Source organism: Streptomyces sp. NPDC003379 (genome assembly GCF_053589195.1).
Window position 1 is genome coordinate 47,653 of record NZ_JBSFRK010000029.1, and the last position, 25,522, is coordinate 73,174.

25 protein-coding genes are annotated in these 25,522 nt (G+C 69.7%); 10 read left to right on the top strand and 15 right to left on the bottom strand.

All coding sequences use genetic code 11. The annotated features are described in order from the left end of the window. Window position 1: 1 nt before the first annotated feature. On the bottom strand, window positions 2-826 hold the full coding sequence (locus tag ACWDVB_RS26275) for a maleylpyruvate isomerase family mycothiol-dependent enzyme (RefSeq protein ID WP_451517160.1): 825 nt from the start codon (window positions 824-826) through the stop codon (window positions 2-4). A 178-nt stretch (window positions 827-1,004) separates the two neighbouring features. On the opposite strand from ACWDVB_RS26275, the gene ACWDVB_RS26280 reads away from it, so the two are divergent. Further along, window positions 1,005-1,841, top strand: coding sequence for a carbon-nitrogen family hydrolase (locus ACWDVB_RS26280; protein ID WP_451517159.1), 837 nt, complete (start codon window positions 1,005-1,007; stop codon window positions 1,839-1,841). Between the two features lie 52 nt (window positions 1,842-1,893). On the opposite strand, the gene ACWDVB_RS26285 is transcribed toward ACWDVB_RS26280, so the two are convergent. The 4 genes from ACWDVB_RS26285 to ACWDVB_RS26300 form a co-directional block, all read right to left on the bottom strand. Continuing rightward, window positions 1,894-2,388, bottom strand: coding sequence for an LURP-one-related/scramblase family protein (locus ACWDVB_RS26285; RefSeq protein WP_451517158.1), 495 nt, complete (start codon window positions 2,386-2,388; stop codon window positions 1,894-1,896). Window positions 2,389-2,445: 57 nt separating this feature from the next. Next, complete coding sequence (locus tag ACWDVB_RS26290) at window positions 2,446-2,676, bottom strand: hypothetical protein (protein WP_451517157.1); 231 nt, start codon at window positions 2,674-2,676, stop codon at window positions 2,446-2,448. Between the two features lie 98 nt (window positions 2,677-2,774). Further along, complete coding sequence (locus ACWDVB_RS26295) at window positions 2,775-4,070, bottom strand: M18 family aminopeptidase (RefSeq protein WP_451517156.1); 1,296 nt, start codon at window positions 4,068-4,070, stop codon at window positions 2,775-2,777. 281 nt (window positions 4,071-4,351) lie between these two features. Continuing rightward, window positions 4,352-6,178: an acyl-CoA dehydrogenase gene (locus ACWDVB_RS26300; protein ID WP_451517155.1), complete on the bottom strand. Its 1,827-nt coding sequence runs from the start codon at window positions 6,176-6,178 to the stop codon at window positions 4,352-4,354. A gap of 127 nt (window positions 6,179-6,305) precedes the next feature. On the opposite strand from ACWDVB_RS26300, the gene ACWDVB_RS26305 reads away from it, so the two are divergent. The 4 genes from ACWDVB_RS26305 to ACWDVB_RS26320 all read left to right on the top strand — a co-directional run bounded on the left by ACWDVB_RS26305 (window position 6,306) and on the right by ACWDVB_RS26320 (window position 10,665). Then, complete coding sequence (locus ACWDVB_RS26305; protein WP_451517154.1) at window positions 6,306-6,794, top strand: SseB family protein; 489 nt, start codon at window positions 6,306-6,308, stop codon at window positions 6,792-6,794. A gap of 162 nt (window positions 6,795-6,956) precedes the next feature. Beyond that, window positions 6,957-8,417: a glycerophosphodiester phosphodiesterase family protein gene (locus ACWDVB_RS26310; RefSeq protein ID WP_451517153.1), complete on the top strand. Its 1,461-nt coding sequence runs from the start codon at window positions 6,957-6,959 to the stop codon at window positions 8,415-8,417. Window positions 8,418-8,556: 139 nt separating this feature from the next. Further along, window positions 8,557-9,513 (top strand): pirin family protein, encoded by a 957-nt coding sequence (locus tag ACWDVB_RS26315; protein WP_451517152.1) that lies wholly within the window; start codon window positions 8,557-8,559, stop codon window positions 9,511-9,513. A 72-nt stretch (window positions 9,514-9,585) separates the two neighbouring features. Then, window positions 9,586-10,665, top strand: a complete 1,080-nt coding sequence (locus ACWDVB_RS26320) for an AI-2E family transporter (protein WP_451517151.1) — start codon at window positions 9,586-9,588, stop codon at window positions 10,663-10,665. On the opposite strand, the gene ACWDVB_RS26325 is transcribed toward ACWDVB_RS26320, so the two are convergent. Next, window positions 10,605-12,842 carry a SpoIIE family protein phosphatase gene (locus tag ACWDVB_RS26325; RefSeq protein WP_451517150.1) on the bottom strand — a complete coding sequence of 746 codons (2,238 nt, stop codon included), beginning with the start codon at window positions 12,840-12,842 and terminating at the stop codon, window positions 10,605-10,607. The two genes, ACWDVB_RS26320 and ACWDVB_RS26325, sit on opposite strands and share 61 nt — an antisense overlap. 207 nt (window positions 12,843-13,049) lie before the next feature. Here ACWDVB_RS26325 and aspS point away from each other — a divergent pair, with 207 nt between their 5' ends. Then, complete coding sequence (gene aspS, locus ACWDVB_RS26330) at window positions 13,050-14,810, top strand: aspartate--tRNA ligase (protein ID WP_451517149.1); 1,761 nt, start codon at window positions 13,050-13,052, stop codon at window positions 14,808-14,810. Window positions 14,811-14,893: 83 nt separating this feature from the next. On the opposite strand, the gene ACWDVB_RS26335 is transcribed toward aspS, so the two are convergent. The 4 genes from ACWDVB_RS26335 to ACWDVB_RS26350 form a co-directional block, all read right to left on the bottom strand. After that, window positions 14,894-15,073, bottom strand: a complete 180-nt coding sequence (locus ACWDVB_RS26335) for a hypothetical protein (RefSeq protein ID WP_451517148.1) — start codon at window positions 15,071-15,073, stop codon at window positions 14,894-14,896. Window positions 15,074-15,227: 154 nt separating this feature from the next. Next, on the bottom strand, window positions 15,228-15,986 hold the full coding sequence (locus ACWDVB_RS26340; protein ID WP_451517147.1) for a TetR/AcrR family transcriptional regulator: 759 nt from the start codon (window positions 15,984-15,986) through the stop codon (window positions 15,228-15,230). Between the two features lie 78 nt (window positions 15,987-16,064). After that, on the bottom strand, window positions 16,065-17,027 hold the full coding sequence (locus ACWDVB_RS26345) for a hypothetical protein (RefSeq protein ID WP_451517146.1): 963 nt from the start codon (window positions 17,025-17,027) through the stop codon (window positions 16,065-16,067). Window positions 17,028-17,156: 129 nt separating this feature from the next. Further along, entirely contained in the window at window positions 17,157-18,041 is an 885-nt protein-coding gene (locus ACWDVB_RS26350) for an NAD(P)-dependent oxidoreductase (protein ID WP_451517145.1), read from the bottom strand. Between the two features lie 118 nt (window positions 18,042-18,159). Between ACWDVB_RS26350 and ACWDVB_RS26355 the strand changes: the two genes are divergently transcribed. Next, the gene (locus tag ACWDVB_RS26355) at window positions 18,160-18,780 is read left to right on the top strand and encodes a TetR/AcrR family transcriptional regulator (RefSeq protein WP_451517144.1); all 621 of its coding nucleotides are present in this window, start codon (window positions 18,160-18,162) and stop codon (window positions 18,778-18,780) included. Window positions 18,781-18,787: 7 nt separating this feature from the next. On the opposite strand, the gene ACWDVB_RS26360 is transcribed toward ACWDVB_RS26355, so the two are convergent. The 3 genes from ACWDVB_RS26360 to ACWDVB_RS26370 are packed head-to-tail and all read right to left on the bottom strand — an operon-like array spanning window position 18,788 to window position 20,046. Next, window positions 18,788-19,000 carry a DUF397 domain-containing protein gene (locus tag ACWDVB_RS26360; protein WP_451517143.1) on the bottom strand — a complete coding sequence of 71 codons (213 nt, stop codon included), beginning with the start codon at window positions 18,998-19,000 and terminating at the stop codon, window positions 18,788-18,790. After that, entirely contained in the window at window positions 19,000-19,185 is a 186-nt protein-coding gene (locus ACWDVB_RS26365) for a DUF397 domain-containing protein (RefSeq protein WP_451517142.1), read from the bottom strand. Before ACWDVB_RS26365 ends, ACWDVB_RS26360 begins: the two co-directional genes overlap by 1 nt. 9 nt (window positions 19,186-19,194) lie before the next feature. Further along, a complete protein-coding gene (locus ACWDVB_RS26370; RefSeq protein ID WP_451517141.1) occupies window positions 19,195-20,046 on the bottom strand; it encodes a helix-turn-helix domain-containing protein in 852 nt (283 codons plus the stop codon). Between the two features lie 232 nt (window positions 20,047-20,278). On the opposite strand from ACWDVB_RS26370, the gene ACWDVB_RS26375 reads away from it, so the two are divergent. From ACWDVB_RS26375 to ACWDVB_RS26385, 3 genes are all read left to right on the top strand, one after another. Beyond that, entirely contained in the window at window positions 20,279-20,704 is a 426-nt protein-coding gene (locus tag ACWDVB_RS26375; protein WP_451517140.1) for an ATP-binding protein, read from the top strand. 33 nt (window positions 20,705-20,737) lie between these two features. Beyond that, the gene (locus ACWDVB_RS26380) at window positions 20,738-21,628 is read left to right on the top strand and encodes a hypothetical protein (protein ID WP_451517139.1); all 891 of its coding nucleotides are present in this window, start codon (window positions 20,738-20,740) and stop codon (window positions 21,626-21,628) included. A gap of 81 nt (window positions 21,629-21,709) precedes the next feature. Beyond that, window positions 21,710-22,297, top strand: coding sequence for a Uma2 family endonuclease (locus tag ACWDVB_RS26385; RefSeq protein ID WP_451517138.1), 588 nt, complete (start codon window positions 21,710-21,712; stop codon window positions 22,295-22,297). Between the two features lie 76 nt (window positions 22,298-22,373). On the opposite strand, the gene metG is transcribed toward ACWDVB_RS26385, so the two are convergent. Continuing rightward, a complete protein-coding gene (metG, locus tag ACWDVB_RS26390; protein ID WP_451517137.1) occupies window positions 22,374-24,002 on the bottom strand; it encodes a methionine--tRNA ligase in 1,629 nt (542 codons plus the stop codon). Window positions 24,003-24,088: 86 nt separating this feature from the next. Then, window positions 24,089-25,300: a VWA domain-containing protein gene (locus ACWDVB_RS26395; protein WP_451517136.1), complete on the bottom strand. Its 1,212-nt coding sequence runs from the start codon at window positions 25,298-25,300 to the stop codon at window positions 24,089-24,091. Window positions 25,301-25,522: the final 222 nt, after the last annotated feature.

Here is a 25,522-nt window from a genome sequence, read left to right on the forward strand (position 1 = left end):
CCTACGGCGTCACCGCGAAGTTCCGCAGGACCGCCTCCGCGAGGCCCTGGTCGCCTTCTGTCTTGACCCGGTCGGCCACGGACGCGTACGTCACGCGTCCGCAGGCGAGCCTGAAGTACGTGTCCCAGTCGAGGCCGATGGTGGCGAGCGGGCCGAGCGACGGCGCGCTGTCCACCGTGCCCTTGCCCTCGGCGTCCACGCGCACCGTGCGCAGGAACTCCACGGGGCCGCTCACGTCGAAGACGACCGCCGAACCCGCGGGCGCCCCCGCCTCCTTGGCGACGACCTTCGGCAGCCCTTGGAGGAGGAGGTCCCGGGCGACGTACGCACCGGGGGAGTCGAGATTGCCGGGCTTCTTCAGCGTCGTACGCAGGTCCTGCTCGTGCACCCACACGTCGAACGCCCGCAGCCGCATGGCCAGTTCAAGGGTCTGCTCGGAGCCGAGCGGGCCGCGGATCTTGGTGCTGGGGTCCCGCGACTCGTTCCGCAGCTGGCGGGAGCGGCGGATGATCGTGTACTCCAGCTCGGAGGTCATCTCCGGCGCGGTGTGGTGGCGCCGCACGTCGACCTGCATCTCCATGTACCGCTGGCCCTCGGTCCGGACGTGGTACAGGTCGCGGGGGAGCGAGTGGATCGGCCGCGGGTCGCCCAGCATCTCGCAGTCGAGGCCGATGACATGGGAGACGATGTCGCGCACCGACCAGCCGGGGCACGGGGTGGCCCAGTTCCACTCGCCCTCGGCGAGCGGTGTCACCAGCTCGGTTATCGCCTCAACTGAGTGCGTCCAGGCATCGGCGTAGTTTTGCAGGCTGGGATGGAGACTCACGGGACCCCTCGGCGGTCGTACGCGGGCGGTGGGTGTCTGTGTGGCGTCGTGGGGGTCCGGGGGGGTCCCCCGGAAAATCACAGTACGCTGCCCGCAGGCACCCCGGCAGTGCTTTCGTGTGACGATCGTAGGCTGTGCTTGACGGTGATGACGGATCGAATGCCAGGACGGTGGTAGTGTGCGCGCCTCTCTCATCCAGATCGCCGTGGACGAGGGCGAACCGGTCAATTCCCGCCGCGGGCGCGTCTCTTCACTGGTGCGTGAGGTGGCGGCGCGGGAGCGTCCCGATCTCGTGGTGCTGCCCGAGCTGTGGACGACGGGGGCGTTCGCGTACGACTCCTTCGCGAGCGAGGCCGAGCCGCTCGAAGGGCCCACGTACGACGTGATGGCGAAGGCCGCGCGTGACGCGGGCGTCTGGCTGCACGCCGGTTCCATCCCCGAGCGCGCCGCGCCCGACGGCGGCTCCGCCGCGGACGACGGGCCCCTCCACGACCTCTACAACACGTCCCTCGTCTTCTCCCCCGACGGGGAACTGGCCGCCGCCTACCGGAAGATCCACCGTTTCGGCTTCGACAAGGGCGAGGCCGTGCTGATGGGCGCGGGCTCACGGCTCGTTACGGTACGGACGCCGGCCGCCACCCTCGGCCTCGCCACCTGCTACGACCTGCGCTTCCCCGAGCTGTTCCGGGGGCTCGTCGACGCGGGCGCCGAGATGTTCGTGGTGCCCGCCGGGTGGCCCGAGCGACGGCGTGAGCACTGGCTGCTGCTCGCGCGGGCGCGGGCGGTCGAGGACCAGGTGTACGTCCTCGCGTGCGGGACGGGCGGTACGCACGCGGGCGTGCCGCAGGCCGGGCACAGCGTCGTCGTCGATCCGTGGGGCGAGGTCCTCGCGGAGGCGGGTGACGGCGAGGAGGTCCTCACCGTCGACCTCGATCCCGCGAAGGTGGCGGCGACGCGGGAGCAGTTCCCGGCGCTGAAGGACCGGCTGCTGGGGATGGATCCGCCCCGCCGCTGAGAGGCGTCGGCTGAGGGTACGTCGGCTGAGGGGGCCGTCTGCTGGAAGAGGGTCAGTTGTCCTCGCGTTCCTTCTCCGCGAGGCGGATGACGCAGACCGCGACGGCGAGCAGCAGCGCCGTGTCCGCGTCCTCGCGCACCACGTGCAGGCCGTACGTCTCGCGCACGCTGAACCAGCGGCGCGAGATGTCCGCGAGGAGCTCACCCTCGTACTCGATGGCGAACTCGCGGTCCAGGACCCTGCCGCTGACGTCCAGCTCGGTGCCGTCCACCAGCGTGACGCGGTAGTGGTTGCGCAGCAGGGACAGGCGCTTGCGCCGGACGGTGGCGAGCGGGCGTCCCTCCCGCTCGATCACCATCGTGTCCCGCAGGGCGAGCATCTTGGCCCGGATGTCGATGAGGACCCTGCCCCGCGCGTCCTTCAGCTCGAAGGTCTCGCGCAGGCGCATCGCCTTGCCGTCGACGAGGAAGACCTTGCGGCCCTGGTCGTCCTCGATCCAGTAGTCGTCGCCGATGCCGAGCAAGCGGTCGCGTACGAGTAGCTTCATGGCGCCATGACTACCCCGAACCGTCACTTTCCGGACACTCTGTGCCGTGTCGGCGGATCAGTAGCCCCTGCGCTCCTGGTCGGGGTCGACGACCGTCGTCGGCGCGACCGGTGGCACCACCGCACGCCTGCGCCGCGCGATGCTGGTGAACGCGGCGACGCCTATGAGGCCCACCGCCATCATGACGAGCCCGGCGACGGTGACGTTGAAGCCCTCCATCTTCCAGTCGGTCGCGAACGTGAGAATGGCGCCCACGGCGATGAGAATGATGCATCCGCCCAGGCCCATATGGACCGCCTCCCTGTGGTCGTGGCTGCGACTTCACCGTGTACCCGGCTCCGCCACCACCACACGGGAAACCGCCCGGGGCCGGGGAAGGGGACCCCTCAGCCTTCGAGGAACGCCACGAGCGCGTTGGCCAGCATGTGCGGGTCGTCCGCGCCGCACAGCTCGCGCGCGCTGTGCATCGACAGGATGGCGACGCCGATGTCGACCGTCTTGATGCCGTGCCGGGCCGCGGTGATGGGGCCGATCGTCGTGCCGCACGGCATCGCGTTGTTGGAGACGAACGACTGGAACGGCACGCCCGCCCTCTCGCACGCGGCGGCGAACACCGAGCGTCCGGCGCCGTCCGTGGCGTAGCGGTTGTTGACGTTCACCTTGAGGATGGGGCCGCCGTTGGCGCGGGGGTGGTGCGTCGGGTCGTGCCGCTCGGCGTAGTTGGGGTGCACGGCGTGGCCGGTGTCGGAGGAGAGACAGACGGTGCCGGCGAAGGCGCGCGCCCGGTCCTCGTACGAGCCGCCGCGCGCGAACACGGACCGCTCAAGGACGCTGCCGAGCAGCGGGCCGTCGGCGCCGGTGTCGGACTGCGAGCCGTTCTCCTCGTGGTCGAAGGCGGCGAGCACGGGGATGTACGGGAGGTCCTCCCGGCCCGATACGGCGGTGAGGGCGGCCGTCGCCGCGTGCACGGACAGGAGGTTGTCCATGCGGGGGCCCGCGACCAGCTCGCGGTCACGGCCGAGGTAGGCGGGGGCCTCCACGGAGTACGTCATGAGGTCCCAGCCGGTGACGTCGCCCTCGCCGAGGCCGGTCTCCTCCTCCAGGAAGCCGATGAGGTCACCCTCGTGGACGTCGTCGCCCAGGCCCCAGATGGGCTGCATGTGCTTCTGCTTGTCCAGCTTCAGCCCGTCGGTGTGGACGGAACGGTCCATGTGGATGGCCAGTTGGGGCACGCGCAGCAGCGGCCGGTCGATGTTCACGAGCCGCGTCGTGCCGTCGCGCAGCGACAGGCGGCCGGCGAGGCCGAGGTCCCGGTCGAGCCAGGAGTTGAGCAGCGGGCCGCCGTAGATCTCCACCGCGATCTGGCGCCAGCCGTGGGCGCCGGCGTCGGGCTGCGGCTTCACACGGAGGTTCGGGGAGTCGGTGTGGGCGCCCGCGATGCGGAAGGGGGTGTGCGGGGTGGCGCTCTCCGGGACGTACCAGGCGATGATCGCGCCGCCTCGCAGTACGTACTTGCCGCCGGTCGTTCCGTCCCAGGCGTCGGTCTCCTCCACCTGCCGGAAGCCGGCCTTCTCCAGCCGCTCGGCGGCGCTCGCCACGGCGTGGTACGGCGTGGGGCTGGCCGCCAGGAAGGACATGAGGTCTTCGGTGTGACCGCGGTCGAAGCGGGAGGGAGTGCTCATGGCGCCAGCCTAGCCAGGCCGCTTCCTGTGCGATGCCGGTCCCTGTGCCGCCGCTCTCCTCCACGTACCCGGCGCTGACCCCTGTCCCGCCGCTCCGCGGCGGATGTCTCCCACCCACCCGCCCGTTTACCGCGCATTGGTCAGGAACCGAACAGGCCATGTGGTGGCGCCCGGCTCATGGGTGCGGAGCGGCGGGACAGGGCGGGCGGTGGACGGACGTGCGGCGGCCCGCCCCCCCGGGGGGAGAGCGGGCCGGTGGTGCGTGGAGATGTGCGGCGGAGTTAGAACGCCGCCTCGTCCAGCTCCATCAGGTCCAGGTCAACGCCCTCGGCGAGCTTCCGCTCGGCGGCGACGCCGGGAAGGACGTTCGTCGCGTAGAACTTGGCCGCGGCGATCTTGCCCTCGTAGAAGGGCTTGTCCTTGGCCGAGGCCGTCTCCAGCTTCTCGGCGGCGACCGCCGCGCCCCGCAGCAGGAGGTAACCGACGACGACGTCGCCCGAGGCCATCAGGAGGCGGGTCGTGTTGAGGCCCACCTTGTAGATGGCCTTCACGTCCTGCTCCGTGGCCGCGAGGTCCGTCAGCATGACGCCGACGATGGCCTCCAGCTCTACCGCGGCCTTGGCCAGCTCCTCGCGGGCGGAGGCGAGCGTCTCGCCGCCCGTGCCGACCGCCAGGAACTTCTTGATCTCCTCGGCGAGGCCGTTCAGCGCCGCGCCCTGGTTGCGGACGATCTTCCGGAAGAAGAAGTCCTGGCCCTGGATCGCGGTCGTGCCCTCGTAGAGGGTGTCGATCTTCGCGTCACGGATGTACTGCTCGATCGGGTACTCCTGGAGGTACCCCGAGCCGCCGAACGTCTGGAGCGACTGCGCAAGCAGCTCGTACGACTTCTCCGAGCCGTAGCCCTTGACGATGGGAAGGAGGAGGTCGTTCAGGGCGTTCAGCGCCGACGCGTCCTCGCCCGCCGCCTCCTTGACCTGGATCTCGTCCTGGACGGCCGCGGTGTGCAGCACGAGCGCGCGCATGCCCTCCGCGTACGCCTTCTGCGTCATCAGCGAGCGGCGTACGTCCGGGTGGTGGGTGATCGTCACCTTCGGCGCGGTCTTGTCCATGAACTGGGCCAGGTCGGGGCCCTGGACGCGCTCCTTGGCGTACTCAAGGGCGTTGAGGTAGCCCGTGGAGAGCGTGGCGATCGCCTTCGTGCCGACCATCATCCGCGCGAACTCGATGATGCGGAACATCTGGCGGATGCCGTCGTGCTTGTCGCCGATCAGCCAGCCCTTGGCGGGGTGGCGGTCGCCGAACGTCATCTCGCAGGTGTTGGAGGCCTTCAGGCCCATCTTGTGCTCGACGTTCGTGGCGTAGACGCCGTTGCGCTCGCCCAGCTCGCCGGTCTCCCAGTCGAACTCGTACTTCGGGACCAGGAAGAGGGAGAGGCCCTTGGTACCGGGGCCGTGGCCCTCGGGGCGGGCGAGGACGTAGTGGAGGATGTTCTCCGACATGTCGTGCTCGCCGGACGTGATGAAGCGCTTCACGCCCTCGATGTGCCAGGAGCCGTCCTCCTGCTGGACCGCCTTGGTGCGGCCGGCGCCGACGTCCGAGCCCGCGTCGGGCTCGGTCAGGACCATCGTGGAGCCCCACTGCTTCTCGACGGCGATCGAGGCGACCTTCTTCTGCGCCTCGTTGCCCTCCTCGAAGAGGATGCCGGCGAAGGCGGGGCCGGACGAGTACATCCACACGGCCGGGTTCGCGCCGAGCAGCAGCTCCGCGTAGCCCCAGATCAGGGAGCGCGGCGAGGTCGTGCCGCCGATCTCCTCGGGCAGGCCCAGGCGCCAGTACTCGGAGTCCATGAAGGCCTGGTAGCTCTTCTTGAAGGACGCAGGGACGGGCGCGGTGTTGGTCTCCGGGTCGAAGACCGGGGGGTTGCGGTCGGCGTCCGTGAAGGACTCGGCCAGCTCGTTCTCGGCGAGGCGGCGCAGCTCGTCGAGGATGCTCTTGGCGGTGTCGACGTCCATCTCCGCGAACGGGCCGGTGCCGTACAGCTTGTCGCGGCCGAGCACCTCGAAGAGGTTGAACTCGATGTCGCGGAGATTCGACTTGTAGTGGCCCATGGCGAAGGCTCCGTAAGCAGGAAAGGGATGGAATACCAGCAAGTAGCAAGTGCCTACGATGATGCTACCCGTCGGTAATAAGATGCAACCCCTAACCGTCCATCTGTGACTCAGTAGGCTTCCACTCATGTACGGCTACGACCAGAATCCTGGCGCCCAGCAGCAGTACGCCCCGCCGGGCGCGCAGCCGCCGCCGCAGCAGCAGGGCATGCCCGGCGGTGGGTACGGCCAGCAGCCTCCCCTCTATCCCGAGCCCTCGCCACCGTCCCTCGCGGACGCGGTGCGGGCCTTCACGACCGGATCGATGTCCGCCGAGGACTTCCAGCAGATCTTCGCGGCCTCCAAGGTCTACTGCCCGCGCGGTGACAACCCCGGCTTCCTCGCGCTGCACAACACCCAGCAGCCCGTGATCCCGATGTTCACCTCCCTCAAGGAGCTGCGCCGGTACGCGGGCAAGGACTCCAAGTACTTCGTGATCACCGGTGCGGAGGTCATCGACCTGCTCCCCACCGGATACGGCTTCGTCCTGGACATGGAGGGCGAGCACCGCATGGTCTTCGACGCGAAGGCCGTGGAGCAGATGGTCGACTTCGCGATGCGCCGCATGTACGGCTGAACGCGCCGCGTGTACGGCTGACGCCCGGCGGCCCGGCGGCCGGACGGGGTATCACGGGGGCCGTCGCGTGAGGTGAACGGGTGACAGGCCGCGTCGGTCGTGGAGGACGCCGGGTCGGCACGGATGCTCTCGGCTATGCCCTCGTCCGTTATGTCCCCGTCTATGTCCTCGTCCGTGATCCCGCGCCGCGCCGTCGCCGCCCCGAGCGGCCGTCCCGCCGTTCTCGTGACCATCGCCGTGACCGTCGCCGTGTGCGCGACGGTGCTCGGCGCCGCGCCGCCGGCCACGAGGGCGGCGGAGCCCGCGCCCTTCGCGGAGACCCCGGCCGAGCGCGCCCACCGGGACTTCCTCGACCATGGACCCGAGGTCGGCGTCATGACCGTCGCCCACCGGGGCCAGTGGCGCAAGGCCCCCGAGAACAGCCTCGCCGCGATCCGGGCGGGCTTCGCGGACGGCGCCGAGATCGTCGAGGTGGACGTCCGGCTGACCAAGGACGGGGTCCCGGTGCTCATGCACGACGCGACCGTGGACCGCACCACGAACGGCACAGGCCGCGTCGCCGACCTCACCCACGACCAGCTGAGCGCCCTGCGCCTGCGCACGGGCCTGGGCGGCCGCCGGGCGGCGCTCACCGGTGAACGGATCCCCATGCTCGCCGAGGCCATGGAGGTCGCTCGCACACTCGGCCTCGTCAACCTCGACCAGGCATGGAAGGACCGCGAGGCCGTCTGGCGGGTGCTGGAGGAGACCGGCACCGTGCGCAACGGCCTCTTCAAGTCCAGGGCGCCCGTGCCCGAGGTGCGGGAGTTCCTGGACCGTCATCGGGGCGCGCTGTACATGCACCTGGTGGACGACGCCAACGCGCCATCCGTGGAGGAGTTCGGGGAGAACCGGCCGCCCGCGTTCGAGGTCGTCTTCGACGACGTCCGTGACAAGGTGGCCGCCCCCGTCTTCCTCCAAGGGCTGCGGTCGACCGGCCGCGTGTGGTTCAACACCATGCGGAACGGCTACGCGGCCCGGTTCACCGACGAGGCCTCGCTGATCGACCCCGCGCGCGGCTGGGCGGCGCTCATCGCCGACTACAGGGCGACGGCCCTCCAGACCGACAACGTCGAGGCGCTCAGGTCCTACCTGACCAAGGGCGCCGCGGACGCCGTGCCGCCCGGCGCGGTACGCGTCCAGGCGGAGGAGTACGCCCCCGGCGGCGAGGGCGTGGCGTACCGCGACACCGACACCGGGAACCGGGGGGACGGGCCGGGGCGGCACGGCGAGAACGTCGACGTGTGCGACCACGACGGAGCGGTGGCGGTGTGCTGGATGCGCGGCTCGGAGTGGCTCACCTACGGAGTGGACGTACCGAAGGCCGGGCGCTACACGCTCAAGATCCGTGCGTCGTCCCCGTACGCGCCCGCCGGGACCTATCGGATCGCCTACGACGGCGGCAGGCCCGGCAAGGCCGTGCGGGTCGCCAACACGACGGCCCACCACGCCTTCGCGCTCCAGGACAGCCGTGACTCGCGGCAGCTGACCCGCGGCCGCCACACCGTGCGCCTCTCCCTGGAGGCGGGCGCGGTCCAGAACTGGAACCTGGACTGGCTCCAGCTGGAGCAGGTCGGTCCGTGAACCGTGGTTCCTGACCGGAACAGATCAAGCCACCCGTGACACCCGGAGGAACCCGGAGGGAATGTCCTCCGGGTTTCATTCGTTCAGGTGGCAGAAAGTTCTACGTTCAACTAAAGTCAGTTTCCGAGGAGGTCCGACCATGCCTGCAGTGACCGTCGAGAACCCGCTGACCCTGCCCCGAGTGGTGGCGCCGGCCGACGCCGTGGCGCGCCCCGTGCTCGCCGTGACCACCGCTCCCAGCGGCTTCGAGGGCGAGGGGTTCCCGGTGCGCCGCGCCTTCGCGGGAATCAACTACAAGCACCTCGACCCGTTCATCATGATGGACCAGATGGGTGAGGTGGAGTACGAAGCGGGCGAGCCGAAGGGCACCCCCTGGCACCCGCACCGCGGCTTCGAGACCGTCACGTACCTGATCGACGGCACCTTCATCCACCAGGACTCCAACGGCGGTGGCGGCACCATCCGCAACGGCGACACCCAGTGGATGACGGCGGGCAGCGGCCTGCTGCACATCGAGGCGCCGCCGGAGTCCCTCGTCATGTCCGGCGGCCTCTTCCACGGTCTCCAGCTGTGGGTGAACCTGCCCGCCAAGGACAAGATGATGGACCCCCGCTACCAGGACATCCGCGGCGGCCAGGTCCAGCTGCTCACCTCCCCCGACGGCGGCGCGCTGCTCCGCGTCATCGCCGGTGAGCTGGACGGGCGCGAGGGCCCCGGCGTCACGCACACGCCGATCACGATGATCCACGCGACCGTGCGGCCCGGCGCCGAGGTGACGCTGCCCTGGCGCGCGGACTTCAACGGACTCGCGTACGTACTCGCCGGACGCGGCACCGTCGGCGCCGAGCGGCGCCCCGTGCACAGCGGGCAGACCGCGGTCTTCGGCGCCGGGTCCTCGCTGACCGTCCGCGCGGACGAGCGGCAGGACGCGCACGCCCCCGACCTGGAGGTCGTACTGCTCGGCGGGCAGCCGATCCGGGAGCCGATGGCGCACTACGGCCCGTTCGTGATGAACAGTCAGGCGGAGCTGCAGCAGGCCTTCGAGGACTTCCAGAAGGGGCTGCTCGGGACGGTCCCGGCCGTGCACGGCATGTAGCCGTACAGGACAGCCGCGACACGTAGCCGTACATAACGTGCGGGGCGCCGGGTGGCGTGCTCGGGTGGGAGGGTGCAGACCCTTCTCCCCGAGCCCGCCCGGCGGCTGGCCGCCTGGTGCGTGGTCCTCCTGCTCGTCGTCGGTGTGGCCGCCGTCGGTGTCTGGCTGTGCGTCACCTTCAAGACGGCCGTGACCCCGGTCCTGCTCGCGCTGCTCGGCACCGCGCTCCTCGGACCGCTCTACCGGCGGCTGCTGAAGATGAGGGTGCAGCGGTCGCTGGCCGCCGGGCTGACCTGCGCGGCCGTCGTCGCCGTGGTCGGCGGGGTCACCTACATCGTGGCCAACGCCCTGATCGACACGGGCGACCAGATCATCGCCTCCCTGAAGACCGCCTCGACCGACCTCGCCAAGTACTTCGGCGCCGCCGGGACCTCGCTCGACGACATGGCCTCCAACGCCAAGGAACTCCTCGGCAAGTTCGGCGGGACCGCCGCGTCGGGGGTGCTCAGCGGGCTCAGCGTCGTCGGCGAGGTCATCGCCATGGCCGTCCTCGCCCTCCTGCTGGTCTTCTTCTTCCTGCGGGACTCGGGCCGGGCCATGGCCTCTCTGCGCTCCCTCGCGCCGGGCGACTCCGCCGACGTCGTGGAGGCCATGGCGCGCCGCGCCTTCGTGGCGATCGAGGGGTTCATGCGGGGTACGACGATCATCGCGTTCATCGACGCCCTCTGCATCACCGTCGGACTGCTGGTCCTGCGTGTGCCCGGCGCCGTGGGCCTGGGCGCGCTCGTGTTCGTGGGCGCGTACATCCCCTACCTGGGGGCGTTCCTGTCCGGCGCGGTCGCCGTCCTGGTCGCCCTCGCCGACCGTGGCTTCGCCATCGCGCTGTGGGCACTCGGCGTGGTCCTCGCCGTGCAGGTCCTGGAGGGGCACATCCTCCAGCCGGTGATCCAGAGCCGGACGGTGCAGATGCATCCGGCCGTGGTCATGCTGGCGATCACGGCGGGCGCGTCCGTCGCCGGGATCATCGGCATGCTCCTCGCGGTACCGCTGACGGCGGCCGCCTTCGGCATCCTGGCCGAGCTGCGCTCCCGTTACTCACCGATCCCCACCACGGGGTCCACGGTCGACCCCCCGGAGCCCGCGTCCTCGTAGAGCTCGAACCAGATGCTCTTGCCGTCACCGCGCGGGTCCACGCCCCACGCCCCGGCGAGCAGCTCCATCAGGACAAGGCCCCGCCCGGACGACGCCATCTCGCCCGGCCGCCGCTTGTGCGGCAGGTCGTCGCTGCTGTCGGCGACCTCGGCCCGCAGCCGGCGCGCGCCCGGCTCGCCGGTGACCTCGGCGACCAGCATGGCGTCCCCATCGGTGTGCACCAGGACGTTCGTGAGCATCTCGGAGACCATCAGGACCGCCGAGTCGACCTGGTCGTCGTCCGCCCAGTCGTGCAGCAGGTCCCGCAGATGGCGGCGGGCGCCCGCGACGCGCTCCGGCTCGGCCTGCGCGACCGTCAGGACGGTGCGGCGGGCGTCCGTGCGCTGTTCGGGGCGGCCGGTACGGCTCAGCAGCAGGACCGCTATGTCGTCCTCGCGGCGGTCGGCGAGCGGGCCGGTGGTGTAGTGCGAGGTGGGCCCGTGCACGGCCTGCACGAGCGAGTCGGCGAGCCGCTCCAGGCCGTCCGGCCCCCCGTCGCCGTCGCCCGGGTGCTCCTCCAGGATCGTCCGGATCCGCGCCCAGCCGCTGTCCAGGTCGTGGCCGCCCGTCTCGATCAGGCCATCGGTGCAGATCAGCATGGTCTCGCCGGGCTCCAGGACCAGGCGGGTCGTCGGATAGTCCGCGTCCGGGTCGATGCCCAGCGGAAGACCGCCCGCCGTGGGCCGCAGCAGAACCGTTCCGTCACTCATGCGTATCGCGGGTTCGGGATGGCCGGCGCGGGCGATCTCCAGGACGCCGGTCGCCGGGTCGGCCTCGACGTACAGGCAGGTCGCGAAGCGCGGGTCGTACACCGTGGACTCATCGGCGCCGCTGCCGCTCGACCCGTAGGTGATGGACTCCGTCATCCCCGAAAGAAAGCGGGTGGCCCGCGACAGCACCGCGTCCGGGCGGTGCCCCTCGGAGGCGTACGCGCGCAGGGCGATCCGCAGCTGCCCCATCAGGCCCGCCGCGCGCACGTCGTGCCCCTGTACGTCGCCGATGACGAAGGCGATGCGGCCGCTGGGCAGCGGAATCATGTCGTACCAGTCGCCGCCGACCTGGAGGCCCCCGCCGGTCGGCACATAGCGGGCCGCCACGCTCATCCCCGGGATCTGCGGCCCCAGCATCGGCAGCATCGAGCGCTGGAGGCCCTCCGTCAGCTCCCGCTCGGACTCGGCGACCCCGGCCCGGGAGAGGGCCTGCGCCAGCATCCGCGCGACCGTCGTCAGGACGGAACGCTCGTCGGGCGTGAAGGAGACGGGATAGGCGAAGGCCGCCATCCACGCGCCCATCGTGCGGCCCGCGACGGTCAGCGGCAGGAACGCCCACGACTGCCGCTCGAAACGCCGGGCCAGCGGCCAGGCCGCCGGATAGCGGCGGCGGTAGTCCTCCGGGGAGGAGAGGTAGACGGCACGGCCGGTGCGCACCACCTCGGCCGCCGGATAGTCGGTGTCCAGCGGCATCGCGGAGAAGGGCCCCTCGTCGCCCGGCTGGTGGCCGTGGTGCCCGATGATCGTCAGCCGGTCGCCCGCCGCCCCGAAGACCGCGAGCCCGTCCGGTGAGAACCCCGGCATGGAGAGCCCCGCGGCGACCCGCAGCACCTCTTCCGTCGACCGCGCCTCGGCGAGCGCGCGCCCGGCGTCCAGCAGGAACGCCTCGCGGGAGCGGCGCCAGTCGCCCGTGACGGGGGTGCGGGCGGCGGTCCCTGGCGCGGGCTCGGTCACCTCTTGCAGGGTGCCGATCAGCTCGTACGCCTCGGTCGCGTCGTGCAGGACGGGCTTGGAGCGGCTGCGTACGGTGCGCAGTACGCGCCGTCCCGTCTCGTCCATGATCCGCAGCCGGGCCTCGGCGAGGGTGCCCTCGGCGACGGCGAGCTGGACGGTTCCGTAGATCTCGTTCCAGTCGACCGGGTGGAAGCGGGAGCGCACGGCCGACTCGGTCAGCGTCCGGGCGCGCGCGGGCAGGCCGAGCAGCCTGGCCGCCTCGGCGTCGAGCGTGACGGTCCCGGACGCGTTGTCCCAGCGCCACAGTCCGGTCGCGATGGCCGCCAGGACGTCCCGTACGGGAGGCAGGGAGTCGTCCCCCCACTGCGAGAGGGGGTCGTCCCCCACCTGCGAGGGGGGATCGTCGGTGCGCATTGACCCACTTTAGGAAGATGAGGGGCCGGGCCGCCACCGAGGCCCCGTGACCTCTGGCCCGGCGGCCGGCCGGCGACGGAGCCACCCGCCGCCGCGGCCACGGCGGATATCCGGAAAGCGATCTCCGCCCGGACGGTAGCCTTGGGAGAGTCTGCAGCCTGGGAGCGTCTGCTCTCTCCCCTATTCGCGAAGACTGGATGAACGACGATGCATCGGTACAGGTCCCACACCTGCGGCGAGCTCCGCGCCTCTGACGTCGGCACCGACGTCCGGCTGAGCGGCTGGCTGCACAATCGCCGAGACCTGGGCGGCATTCTCTTCATCGATCTCCGCGATCACTACGGCATCACGCAGCTGGTGGCCCGCCCGGGCACCAAGGCCGCCGAGGTCCTGGACAAGCTGTCCAAGGAGACGGTCGTCCGCGTCGACGGCAAGGTCGTCTCGCGCGGCGCGGAGAACGTGAACCCGGAGCTGCCCACCGGCGAGGTCGAGATCGAGGCCGCCGAGGTCGAGGTGCTCGGCGCGGCAGGACCGCTGCCCTTCACGATCAATGCCGAGGACGGTGTGAACGAGGAGCGCCGCCTGGAGTACCGCTTCCTGGACCTGCGCCGCGAGCGCATGCACCGCAACATCATGCTGCGGTCGGCCGTCATCGCGTCGATCCGCTCCAAGATGGTGGCCCTCGGCTTCAACGAGATGGCGACGCCGATCCTCACCGCGACCTCCCCCGAGGGCGCCCGCGACTTCGTCGTCCCCTCCCGTCTGAACCCCGGCAAGTTCTACGCCCTGCCGCAGGCCCCGCAGCAGTTCAAGCAGCTGCTGATGATCTCGGGCTTCGACCGCTACTTCCAGATCGCGCCCTGCTTCCGCGACGAGGACGCGCGCGCGGACCGCTCGCCGGGCGAGTTCTACCAGCTCGACGTCGAGATGAGCTTCGTCGAGCAGGAAGACGTCTTCCAGCCCATCGAGCGGCTGATGACCGAGCTCTTCACGGAGTTCGGCGGCGGCCGCGAGGTGACGTCTCCCTTCCCGCGCATCCCGTTCCGCGAGTCGATGCTGAAGTACGGCAACGACAAGCCCGACCTGCGCGCCAAGCTCGAACTGCACGACATCACGGACATCTTCGAGGGCTCGGAGTTCAAGGCCTTCGCGGGCAAGCACGTGCGCGCGCTGCCGGTGCCGGACACGGCCTCGCAGTCCCGCAAGTTCTTCGACGGCCTCGGTGACTACGCCGTCGAGCACGGCGCCAAGGGCCTCGCCTGGGTGCGCGTCGCCGAGGACGGCTCGCTGACGGGCCCGATCGCCAAGTTCCTGACGGAGGCGAACGTCGCGGAGCTGACCGAGCGGCTCTCGCTGGCCGCCGGGCACGCGGTCTTCTTCGGTGCGGGCGAGTTCGACGAGGTCTCGAAGATCATGTCGGCGGTGCGGGTCGAGGCCGCCAAGCGCGCCGGGCACTTCGAAGAGGGCGTCTTCCGCTTCTGCTGGATCGTCGACTTCCCGATGTACGAGAAGGACGAGGAGACGGGGAAGATCGACTTCTCCCACAACCCCTTCTCGATGCCGCAGGGCGGCATGAAGGACCTTCAGGAGAAGGACCCGCTCGACATCCTTGCCTGGCAGTACGACATCGTCTGCAACGGCATCGAGCTCTCCTCCGGCGCCATCCGGAACCACGAGCCCGAGGTCATGCTGAAGGCGTTCGAGATCGCGGGCTACGACGCGGAGACCGTCGAGCACGAGTTCGCGGGCATGCTGCGCGCGTTCCGCCTCGGCGCCCCGCCGCACGGTGGCATCGCCCCGGGCGTCGACCGCATCGTGATGCTCCTGGCCGACGAGCCGAACATCCGCGAGACGATCGCCTTCCCGCTCAACGGCAACGCGCAGGACCTGATGATGGGCGCGCCGACGGAGCTGGACGAGTCGCGGCTGCGGGAGTTGAACATTTCGCTGCGGAAGCCTGTGCAGTAGCCCTGTGGTTGAGGAAGGGGCCCGGGACCTTTCGGTCCCGGGCCCCTTCTCGCTTCTCCGCTGCTCGTTTTCGCCAGGTGACCTCAGGCGGCGTGTGTGCGCGAGGAGTTGGCCTCGGCCTCGGCCCATTCGGTGACGAGCTGCTCGTACACCCGTCGCTCGTCGGGCCGCAGCCGTCCGCCGGCACCCATCCACAGCGCCCGGATCTCCTCGTTGACCTCGTCGGCGGTACGTCGCCGGTCGGAAGAGGGAGTCGTGGCCATGTGGTGAAGCTTACGTAGGGGAGTGTGAAGGCGGCGTCAAATTAAGCCATCAGTCCACATGACTTAGCTCACCGTGAGGCGGGGTCAGCGCGCTGTCAACCCTCCGTCAGCCCTGCGTCAGTCCCTCCGTCAGTCCTCCGTCACTCCCGACCCCTCAGCGGGCCGCGAGCCGCACTTGGAGCCCGTCGAGCACCCGCTGGAGGCCGTAGTCGAAGGTCTCCTCGCGGACCTTGGCGGGATCGTCGTCACGAGAGCCAGGCTGTTCCGACGAACCACTCCCCGGGCCACCCGGGAGGCTCGCCGCGAACTCCCGCTCCGTCTTGCCGCTGCGGGCGATCAGCGACAGATACGCGGCCTCGCTCGTGGCCATGCCGATGACGTACGAGATGACGGTGTTCAGCGCCTGCTCGGTCTCCTCGGCGGGGAAGCCGGCGGTGTCGTAGACGGCCGCCATCCGCTGCGACATCTTCGTCACGTTCGGGCCGAGGTGGATGAGACCGACCTGGCCGAGAACCGACGCCACCCAGGGGTGGCGCAGGATCATCGCGCGCAGACTGTAGGCGCTGCGGCCCGCCGCGTCGCGCCAGCCGTCGGCACCGCTCGCGGCGGGCACCGCCAGCTCGCCGTAGACCTCGTCGACGACCAGCTCGATCAGCTCGTCCTTGTTGGCGACGTGGCGGTAGAGAGAGGTGGCGCCCGCGTCGAGTCGGGTGCCGAGCCTGCGCATGCTGAGCGCTTCGAGCCCGTCGGCGTCGAGCAGCTTCACGGCCTCGGCGACGATCTGCTCCCGGCTCAGCTGCTCGCGCTGTCGGCGCGGCCGGGTCCACACGGAGGCGATCTCGGGCTTCTGGTCGGCGGACTTCTGCTCGGGGGGCGTCTGGTCGGCGGGCACGGCGGCGGCCTCCTCGTACATGTGCGGACTTGACCGTCACCATCGTAGCGCACACCGTTCGCGTAGTGCGTACGGTGTGCGGTATGGTGGGAGGAGTGCTTACGGTGCCGGGGGCGGGTCCTCGGCGAAGAGCTCCTCGACGGTGTTGGCCGTGAAGGCCCGGTCCAGCCAGCGGGTGAGGACTTCGAGGTCGGTGCAGGTGGTGATGTGCTCGCGGACGTCGTCGGGGAGGGGGACGAGGCGTTGGTCGAGGAGGCGGACGACAGTGCCGGCGGTGACTGCTGCGCCTTCGGCCTTGCCCTCGGCCTTACCTTCGGCCTTACCTTCGGCCTTACCTTCGGCCTTACCTTCTTCCTTGCCTTCGAGGTACGCCTGCTCGCGGAGCGTGCCCCGGCCCGGGAAGTAACTGACGAACGTCATGAGTTCTCTCCATTCCGCTCCGGCCGGGGTGTTCCCCAGGCCGATGTCCAGCAGGTCGCTGTAGTAGTCGGCGGACTGCTTGTCGGTTGCGCGCAGGGCACGAGCCAGCGCTTCCAGTATGGCGTTGGCGTCCTTGCTCCGGCCATGTGTCAGGGCCGAGAACGCCGCCATCGCCAAGTCCCGTGCCGCCACGGACGGATCGGTGATGACGGGTACGTTCTCGGGCCCCAGGACGAGCGGGTGCGTGCTGAGCGCCGTCCATCCCAGTGCGCCACATGCGAACGGCCCCGCCGCCCAGTTCGCGGTCGCCTTGTCCTGGCAGACCACGAGCAGCAGCACCGGCAGGTGGTACTTCGCCTGCAGATACGCGACGTAGTACGCCCAGCTCGCTTCCTTGTCGGCGTCGCGCCGCCCCTGGGCCTCGATGGCCAGGAGGAAGCTGTCGCAGCCGTCGGACGGCTCGACGCGGAGCACGCTGTCGACGCGGCGCTCGATGGGACGGATCTCTGTGGTGTCGGGGGTGAGGACTTCCACGACCGCCTTGGCGGGCGGCGGGACGCCGAGCAACCCGAAGACGGGTCCGAGGATCTCCGGGCGTTCCTGGAAGATCCGGTGTGAGGCTTCATGGCATGAGGTGACCATGGGGCGAAGCTAGGCGGTGCCGTGTGCGGAAATCGGATCAGTGGACTGCGATCACCCTTTCGAGTGCGGCAGAAACGTTCAGCCGTCTCGTCGTCGCGTCTGGTCTTGCCTGTCGGCTGTGGAGTGCCGTCAGCGCTTCTTCATCAGTTCCACCGCGCTGCTGAAGCTGTCCGCGCCGTGGCCCGCCTGCACCACGCGGCGGAAGATGTCCTGCACCGCCTCCGGGAACGCCGTGTCCACTCCGGCGTCCGCCGCCGTGTGGACGACGTGGTCCATGCTGGCCAGGCCCATCGCGGTGCGGTCCACGTCTCCCGCGTGGTTGCCCGCGTCGATGCGGGGGGCGTAGAAGTCGATGAAGTGGCCCATGCCCGCGAAGTTCTCCGAGGCGTAGGGGGCGATCTCCGTGGCCGTGAGGCCGTGGGCGTCGGCGAGGGCCACGGCCTGCCAGTAGGCGATCATCGAGGGCCAGAAGATGGCCATGTTCAGCTGGTACATGAGCGCGGCCATGCCCGGGTCCTCGCCCCGGTGGTCCGTCTTGCCGGTGATCACTTCGAGGGCGTCGCGATGGGTGTCGTACGCCTCGCGCGGGCCGCTGTAGAACGTCGACGTGTCAGGCGTGCCGATCAGGGGCGGGGGGCACAGGACGCCGCCGGTGAGGTGGGTTCCGCCGAGCTCCGTCACCCACCGGGCGCCTGCCCGCGCCTTCTCCGGGGTGTCCGAGCTGAGGTTCACGACGGTGCGCCCGGCGACCGCCGTCCTGGCGGGCTCCAGGATCGCGTACATCGCGTCGAAGTCGGTGAGGCTGAGGATCACCAAATCGTTGGCCAGCAGGGCTTTCTCGGCACTCTCGGCGAATATCGCACCGCGCTCCACCAGGGCGTCGGCGCGGGACCGGGTGCGGTTCCAGAGGGTGACGTCGTAGCCGCGGTCGAGGTAGGCGGCGACCATGGCCTGACCCATGGGGCCGAGGCCGATGACGGTGACGGACGGGTTGGGCTGCGGTGTGGCAGGCATGCGTGGCTCCAGTCGGTCGCGGGGAGTTACTAGAACGAGCGCTCTATCCAGTGCGTGGGGAGAACATAGCACAGCTCTAGAACGAACGCTCTACTTAGTGGGTGGGTAGAGTGGGGGGATGGCCCAGAAAAGTTCAGTCCCCGGCACCGGTGAAGCGCCCGGCGCGGCCCTCGGCACCCGCGACCGGATCGTCGCCGTCGCCGCCCGCCTGATTCAGCGGCAGGGCTATGTGGGCACCGGAATCAAGCAGATCGCCAAGGAGGCGGAGGCCACGCTCGGCTCCGTCTACCACTTCTTCCCCGGCGGGAAGGAGGCCGTCGCGGTGGCCGCGCTCACCTACAGCGCCGAGGAGTTCGCGGAGGTGCTGCGGGCGGGGCTGGCTGGCGGTGACGCCGACCCGGGCGCCGCGATCGAGCGCTGCGCGGGCGAACTCGCCGTCGGCCTGCGGGAGTCGGGGTGGGTCGATGGCTGCCCGGTCACGGCGGCGGCCCTGGAGACGCTCGGCACGGACTCGGAGATCCAGCGGGTCTGCGCGGATGCGCTGCGCGGCTGGGAGCGGATCGTCGAGGAGCGGCTGCTCGGCGCGGGGTTCGCGGCGCAGGACGCGCGCGAGGTGGCGACGACCGTGATCGGCGCGTTGGAAGGCGCCGAGGTGACGGCGCAGGTCGCCCGCAGCGAGGAGCCGTTGCGGGCGGTGGGGCGGCAGTTGGCGCGGTTGGTGGGGTCTTACGGGGGCTGAGCGGCGTCTAGCGGTGGGGAGAGCTGGTCGGCCCCTGCCCGGCCTCGGCCTTCACGGCTCGGAGGAGCGTGGCGAGGGGGGCGGGGGTGGTGATCAGTTCGGTGGCGGGGGATTCGCTCTCGCGGAGGTGGATGTGGTTGTCGGTGCTGGCCAGTTCCACGCAGTCGTTACCCATGCCGCCGCCGGAGAAGGTGGACTTCTGCCAGGAGGTGAGGTTCATCAGCCGCCCTTCTTGAGGGTGAGCAGGAGGCGCGCCAAGGCGGTTTGGTTGATGTGCAGTTCCTTGGTGGGCTCGTCGCTTTCGCGGAGACGAATGAGGCTGCTGGTGACGGCCAGCTCTATGCAGGTGTTGCCGTCGCCGCCGTCGGAGAAGGTGGACTTCTGCCAGTGCGGAGCCGGGGTCATGGGTACGCCTCACAGTTCCTTCGACAACCGGTGGATGAAGTCCCTTGATGCCGTGGGGTCCAGGGACGCCTTCTCCACCTTACGGAACAATGTTCGAAGGCGTTTCAGTTGCGGTTCGGCATCGAGGAATGCGGTGCCGGTGGGAGAGTCCCGCAGCCCAGTGTCCAGTTGAGGCACCGGGCCACCGGTGTACATCATCGACGCCCCGGCGCCGGCAAAGCCGTCCTGATCGGTTGGCACGATGCGTACGGTCGTGTGCTCGTGTTCCAGCTGGTCCAAGATCGCGTCGAGTTGAGCGCGAGCGACCCTGCGGTCGGAGACGCGGATGCGTAGGGCGAATTCGTGAATGATCGTCTCGTACGGAGTGGGGTCATCTCCGTCGATGACGGCTCTTCGCCTGATGCGGTGTTCCACTCGGGGTTCCAGCTCGCTGGGTGGTAGGTCCGGCACCATGTACGAATAGATGGCCCGGGCGTAGTCCGCAGTCTGCAGGAGCCCTGGTACGTGGGTGATCACCACCTCACGCAGGTACGTCGCGTGGTGCTCCACCTCGGCGACGTCCAGGAATACCGGTGGGAGAATCCCGCGGTACTCCTCCCACCAGCCTCGTGTGCGGTCAGTGGCCATGACCTTCAAAGCGTCGATAAGCGCCTCGTCGGTGCAGTCGTAATGGGCGGCGAGGCGGTGTACGCGTTCGGCGCTCACGCCTGCGACTCCGGACTCAATCTGGCTTATCTGCACCGAATCCGCCCCGAGCAGGGCTGCGGCTTCCCGGGCCTTCATGCCCGTAGCCTCGCGCAGTTTGCGGAGCTCGGCGCCCAGACGGACCCTGCGGGCGGTGAGGTGCCTTCTTGGCGGCATGAGTACCCCTCGTCCCAACTGCCGGATCCTTATAGCTCGTTCGGGCGTCAGAATACGGCAACGGCTTGCAAGTTCCTAAAGTTAGGAAATACCGCCGGTGACGCGTCGCACACGCTGCGAGACCGGGAGTTCGGAAGCGCACCACCCCGTCATGCCATGACGGACGTGACACTGCCACCGCCCAGAGCCCGCCGCGTTCGGTAACTCCCCTCACGCCACTAGGAGTTCTCGCATGCCCTCAAGCGACAACGGCGTCGCCGCCGAACCCTGGGAGTACACCCTGTACATCCCCCACGACCTGCGCGCCGTCACGATCTGCCGCCGCGCCCTCCGCCTCATCCTTACGATGCACTGCCTGCCGCAACTCTCGGACACGGCCGAACTGTTGGCCACAGAACTCGTCTCCAACGCCGTGCGGCACACCAAAGGCCCCGCCGCCCTCCGCGTCCGCTACTGCGACGGAGTCCTCCGCGTAGGGGCCTGGGACGCCGACCCCACGCCGCCCGCCCCACCCCCGCGCACCGCCGACGCGGGCGACGCGGGCGACGAGCAAGGGCGGGGCCTCGATCTCGTGCGGGCCTGTGCGGACGGATGGGGCTGGTACCCGGGAGCCATGGAACCCGGCAAGCACGTCTGGTGCGAACTAAGTGCGGCGTAGCTCGTTGATCACGCCGAACAGAAAGGAGAACCGATGGTCAGCTCGTCACACGAGGCACTGCACCGGATCTTCCAGAAGGACACGGCTCTGCTGATCCGTTCCTTTGAGCGCCTGCTCCACATCCCGTTCCCGGAGCCCCGGGACATCGCGATCCTCAACGCGGACCTCACCGAGATCGAACCCATCGAGCGCCGCTGCGACACCCTGCTGAGGATGGACACCGATGATGGCAACTACCTGTTCGTCATCGAGTCACAGGGCAAGAAGGACGAGGCGAAGCGCGGCAGCTGGGCGTACTACCTCTCGTACCTCTACGAGAAGTACCGCTGTGAGCCCGTGCTGATCGTCCTGACGCAGAGCTCGTCGACGGCCCGCTGGGCCGCGAAGCCCATCCAGTTCGGACTGCCGGGCTGGTCCACGCTGACGGTGCGGCCGCTCGTGCTGGGCCCGGACAGCGTGCCGGTCATCGCGGACGAGAAGGAGGTCGCGAGAGACGTCCCGCTCGCCGTGTTCTCGGCGATTACGCATGGAAAGGGGCCGGATACCGCCGCCATACTGGTGGCATTGGCCGCCGGTCTGGAAACCATCGACCCCGACAGCGCGGCGATTTTCGCCCAGCTCACCGAGTCAGGCCTGGTCGACCCCCAGGCACAGAAAATCTGGAGGGACCTGATGACGACGACCAACTACTTCTTCCGCCACGAGGTCGCCGAGAAGGTGCGGGAAGAAGGTCGCGGCGAGGCGCGAGCCGAGGAACGGGGCCAGGCGATCCTGCGCACGCTCGACTGGCGCGGCATCGAGCTGTCGGAGGCAGACCGGGAGCGGGTGCGGTCCTGTGCTGACCTGGACCGCCTCGCGGTGTGGCTCGACCGTTGCTACGAGGTGACCGACGCGGCTGCCCTGTTCGACGGCGACGAAGCCTGACGTTCACCGTCACGCCGGGGCGCGCACCGGCCGTCGGCCCCCGTAATTTGGATGACGTCACCCGATCCGAAGAAGGCCGTCATGAGCGTCGTGGATGGACGGGCCAGTGTCTTGACCCAGGACGCATTCGAGGAGCTCGCTCGCCACGCCATACGGACGAACGAAGCGCTGCGACTGGAGTTCGTCAACGGGCAACTGGGGGTCAAGGCGGGGCCGGATGGTGACCACGGGCGGATCATCGCGTGGCTGACACAGATCTGCATCCAGTCGCGGCAGGGCCTCTGGCTCTTTCCCGACCAGGGCCTGCGCATCGAGACCTACCGTAAGGGGAACGCACGACCTGATGGCGCTCTCGCTCCCATCGACACCTTCGTGGGGCAGGGGGAGTGGGCCTCCACGGACGGCGTGCTCATGGTCGTGGAGGTCACCTCGGGCGACGCCGACACCGATGGCCGCGACCGGGTCGAGAAGCCACGCGCCTACGCCGAGAGCGACATCCCGGTATATCTGCTGATCGACCGCGACACCTGTGAGGTCAAGGTGCACTCGCAGCCCGACGGGGAGCGGTACGAGGTGGTGGTGACGGTGCCGTTCGGCAAGCGCGTCGCGTTGCCGGATCCGGTGGGGATCGAGGTGGACACCGAGCCGTTGAAGGACTGGGTGCACTGAGCGCGGCATGACGAAGGACGAAGGGCCGGAGTCCGTGTGTGACGGATCCGGCCCTCTCCGCGTACGACAGGTGTCGCTACACGGTCGGCTTCTCCTCCAAGCGGGGGAACAGCACCGCGCCCTTCGTCACCGTCGCGCCCGCGGGGAGCGTGCCCCACGTGGCGGCGGCCCGGACGTCCTGGTCGGCGAGGGCGCCCAGGAGGGGCTCCGCGCCGAGGGAGTCCCAGAGCTTCTGGGAGGTCTCCGGCATGATCGGGTTGAGGAGGACCGCCACCGCGCGAAGGGACTCCGCCGCCGTGTAGAGGATCGTCGCCAGGCGGGCCTTGCCCTCCGGGCTGTCGTCCTTGGCGACCTTCCACGGCTCCTGCTCCGTGATGTAGCCGTTGACCTGCTTGACGAAGGCGAAGATGGCGAGGATGCCGGACTGGAAGTCCAGCTCTTCGCCGATCGCGCGGTCGGCGTCCGCGACGGCCTTGGCGAGGCCGTCCTGGACCGCCTGCTCGGCCTCGCCGGGAGCGGTGGCCTCGGGCAGGGCGCCGCCGAAGTACTTGCCGACCATCGCCGCGACGCGCGAGGCGAGGTTGCCGTAGTCGTTCGCCAGCTCACTCGTGTAGCGGGCGGAGAAGTCCTCCCACGAGAACGAGCCGTCGCTGCCGAACGCGATCGCCCGCAGGAAGTACCAGCGGTACGCGTCCACGCCGAAGTGGGACGTGAGGTCCTGGGGCTTGATGCCGGTCAGGTTCGACTTCGACATCTTCTCGCCGCCGACCATCAGCCAGCCGTTCGCCGCGACCCTGCCGGGAACCGGGAGGCCCTGCGCGAGCAGCATCGCGGGCCAGATCACCGCGTGGAAGCGGAGGATGTCCTTGCCGACGAGGTGGACGTTGGCCGGGAACGTCTCGTCGAACTTCTCCTGGTTCGCGCCGTAGCCGACGGCCGTCGCGTAGTTCAGGAGGGCGTCGACCCAGACGTAGATGACGTGCTTGTCGTCCCAGGGGACCTTGACGCCCCAGTCGAACGTCGAGCGCGAGATGGAGAGGTCCTGAAGGCCCTGGCGGACGAAGTTCACGACCTCGTTGCGCGCCGACTCCGGCTGGATGAAGCCCGGGTTCGCCTCGTACAGGGCCAGGAGCTTGTCGCCGTACTCGCTGAGCTTGAAGAAGTAGTTCTCCTCCTTGAGGAGCTCCACCGGCTTCTTGTGGATCGGGCAGAGCTTCTGACCCTCGAAGGAGCCCTCGCCGTCGATCAGGTCGCCCGGGAGCTTGTACTCCTCACAGCCCACGCAGTACGGGCCCTCGTACCCGCCCTTGTAGATCTCGCCCTTGTCGTACAGGTCCTGGACGAACTCCTGTACGCGGTCCGTGTGACGCTTCTCCGTCGTACGGATAAAGTCGTCGTTCGCGATGTTCAGGTGCTCCCAGAGGGGCTTCCATGCCTCGGTGACGAGCTTGTCGCACCACTCCTGGGGGGTGACGTCGTTCGCCTCGGCCGTGCGCATGATCTTCTGACCGTGCTCGTCCGTGCCGGTGAGGTACCACACCTTCTCGCCGCGCTGACGGTGCCAGCGCGTGAGCACGTCCCCTGCAACGGTCGTGTAGGCGTGGCCCAGGTGAGGAGCGTCGTTTACGTAGTAGATGGGGGTCGAGACGTAGAACGCCTTCGCGCTCTCGTCCGCTCCCTGCTTCTCGGATCCAGTGGCCGCCATGGTCGAAATCCTAACGGCCGGATGGAGATCGACTCACATCGATTCCGGCGGGTGGACGGGGGTGCCGTCCACCCGCCGGCGAGGGGTTACGGGCGCCAGGCCGCCAGGAGGCCCTCGTAGAGCTCCTTGTCCGTGAGCTCGCGGGGGGCCGGGCCCGCGTGGAAGAAGGCGGCGTTCTCCGTCTTCAGCCTGCGGAGGTAGTCAAAGCCCTTCGCGTCGGTCTCGCCGAACGCCACGAACTGGAAGAAGAGGGGGTGCGCGGTGGCGTCCGCCAGGGCCTGGTTCGCCGGGCCCTTCGCGTCGGGGGCGCCGTCCGTCTGGAAGATCACCAGGGCGGGGGTGCCGTTCTTCTTGTGCTCCGACCTCTCGTAGTGGGCGACGACCTCTTCGATCGCGCGGTGGTAGCTGGTGCGGCCCATGCGGCCCGCGGCGGCGTGCAGCTCGTCGATACGTCCCTCGTGCTCGGGGAGCGTGAGGGTGCCGGTGCCGTCGATCTCCGTGGAGAAGAAGACGACGTGGACGGTGGCCTCGGGGTCCGTGTGCGCCGCCAGGGCGAGGACCTGCTCGGCGAGGCTCTGGGCGGAGCCGTCCTTGTAGTACGGGCGCATGGAACCGGAGCGGTCGAGGACCAGGTAGACCTGGGCTCGGGTTCCGGTGAGGCCGTTCTTCTTCAGGGCGGCGCCGGCGGCCTTGTAGGCGGGGGCCAGCGCCGGGGCTTTGGAGCGGAGCTTTGCCGGGGGGACGGCGGGCTTTTTGGGGCCGCCGTCTCCTGCGGGAACCTCCGGTTCGGCTGGAGCGGGGGTTTCTGGCGCCGCAGGGGTTTCCCGCTCCGCGGGGGTTTCCGGCTGCGCCGGGGTTTCCGGTTCAGCGGGGGTTTCCGGTTCCGTGAGGACCTCTGGCTCCGCCGGGGTTTCCGGCTCCGCCGAGGGGGCGGTACTTCCCGTCGCTACATCGGCCCCCGCGCCTTCGGGCTGTGCCCACCCTTCCCCAAGCTCTCGGCTCCGCTCGAGCAGGGGAGACCCCAATCGCCCCGCGGGACGATTGCCCACAGCGGTAGCGGTCGCTTCCTCCGTGGCTTCCGGCTCCTGGTGGGCGGCTTCCCCCCGTGTGGTGGGTTCCGGTTCCGGCTCGGCGTTGTCCTGGGTCGTAGGCGACTGGGTCGGGACCGTCACGTTGTCGAACGCTGCCGCGACCAGGTCGTCCACCGTCGAGGACGACGGTGAGGGCTCCGGGCTGGGGGAGGGGACCGTGGCCTTGGGGGGCGGGGTCGGCTCGGGTGACGGGGACGGGAGCGACACGGATCCCGTGACCTTCGGGGCGTCAGGGGCCTCAGGGGCGTCAGGGGTGTTAGAGGCGTCCGGGGCGTCCGGAGTGTCCGGGGTTCCCGAGGCACTCGGGGCTCCTGCGGCTTCCGTGGGAGTCGAGGCGCCCGGCCCCGGTTCAAGCGCAGTCGCAACGCCACGCTCGGGCTCCCGCGCCTCAGGAACGCTCTCCTTGCGTGACCGTCCGAACGCGTTCCG

What these genes read in the sequence shown, in the direction of transcription:
- ACWDVB_RS26300 (WP_451517155.1), bottom strand. Translation starts at nt 6,178, where the DNA reads ATGGGCCACTACAAGTCGAATCTCCGCGACATCGAGTTCAACCTCTTC.
- ACWDVB_RS26375 (WP_451517140.1), top strand. Translation starts at nt 20,279, where the DNA reads ATGCCCTCAAGCGACAACGGCGTCGCCGCCGAACCCTGGGAGTACACC.
- ACWDVB_RS26290 (WP_451517157.1), bottom strand. Translation starts at nt 2,676, where the DNA reads ATGGGCCTGGGCGGATGCATCATTCTCATCGCCGTGGGCGCCATTCTC.
- ACWDVB_RS26335 (WP_451517148.1), bottom strand. Translation starts at nt 15,073, where the DNA reads ATGGCCACGACTCCCTCTTCCGACCGGCGACGTACCGCCGACGAGGTC.
- ACWDVB_RS26380 (WP_451517139.1), top strand. Translation starts at nt 20,738, where the DNA reads ATGGTCAGCTCGTCACACGAGGCACTGCACCGGATCTTCCAGAAGGAC.
- ACWDVB_RS26370 (WP_451517141.1), bottom strand. Translation starts at nt 20,046, where the DNA reads ATGCCGCCAAGAAGGCACCTCACCGCCCGCAGGGTCCGTCTGGGCGCC.
- ACWDVB_RS26360 (WP_451517143.1), bottom strand. Translation starts at nt 19,000, where the DNA reads ATGAACCTCACCTCCTGGCAGAAGTCCACCTTCTCCGGCGGCGGCATG.
- ACWDVB_RS26295 (WP_451517156.1), bottom strand. Translation starts at nt 4,070, where the DNA reads ATGAGCACTCCCTCCCGCTTCGACCGCGGTCACACCGAAGACCTCATG.
- ACWDVB_RS26385 (WP_451517138.1), top strand. Translation starts at nt 21,710, where the DNA reads ATGAGCGTCGTGGATGGACGGGCCAGTGTCTTGACCCAGGACGCATTC.
- ACWDVB_RS26340 (WP_451517147.1), bottom strand. Translation starts at nt 15,986, where the DNA reads ATGTACGAGGAGGCCGCCGCCGTGCCCGCCGACCAGACGCCCCCCGAG.
- ACWDVB_RS26285 (WP_451517158.1), bottom strand. Translation starts at nt 2,388, where the DNA reads ATGAAGCTACTCGTACGCGACCGCTTGCTCGGCATCGGCGACGACTAC.
- ACWDVB_RS26325 (WP_451517150.1), bottom strand. Translation starts at nt 12,842, where the DNA reads ATGCGCACCGACGATCCCCCCTCGCAGGTGGGGGACGACCCCCTCTCG.
- ACWDVB_RS26350 (WP_451517145.1), bottom strand. Translation starts at nt 18,041, where the DNA reads ATGCCTGCCACACCGCAGCCCAACCCGTCCGTCACCGTCATCGGCCTC.
- ACWDVB_RS26365 (WP_451517142.1), bottom strand. Translation starts at nt 19,185, where the DNA reads ATGACCCCGGCTCCGCACTGGCAGAAGTCCACCTTCTCCGACGGCGGC.
- aspS (WP_451517149.1), top strand. Translation starts at nt 13,050, where the DNA reads ATGCATCGGTACAGGTCCCACACCTGCGGCGAGCTCCGCGCCTCTGAC.
- metG (WP_451517137.1), bottom strand. Translation starts at nt 24,002, where the DNA reads ATGGCGGCCACTGGATCCGAGAAGCAGGGAGCGGACGAGAGCGCGAAG.
- ACWDVB_RS26315 (WP_451517152.1), top strand. Translation starts at nt 8,557, where the DNA reads ATGCCTGCAGTGACCGTCGAGAACCCGCTGACCCTGCCCCGAGTGGTG.
- ACWDVB_RS26305 (WP_451517154.1), top strand. Translation starts at nt 6,306, where the DNA reads ATGTACGGCTACGACCAGAATCCTGGCGCCCAGCAGCAGTACGCCCCG.
- ACWDVB_RS26310 (WP_451517153.1), top strand. Translation starts at nt 6,957, where the DNA reads ATGTCCTCGTCCGTGATCCCGCGCCGCGCCGTCGCCGCCCCGAGCGGC.
- ACWDVB_RS26355 (WP_451517144.1), top strand. Translation starts at nt 18,160, where the DNA reads ATGGCCCAGAAAAGTTCAGTCCCCGGCACCGGTGAAGCGCCCGGCGCG.
- ACWDVB_RS26345 (WP_451517146.1), bottom strand. Translation starts at nt 17,027, where the DNA reads ATGGTCACCTCATGCCATGAAGCCTCACACCGGATCTTCCAGGAACGC.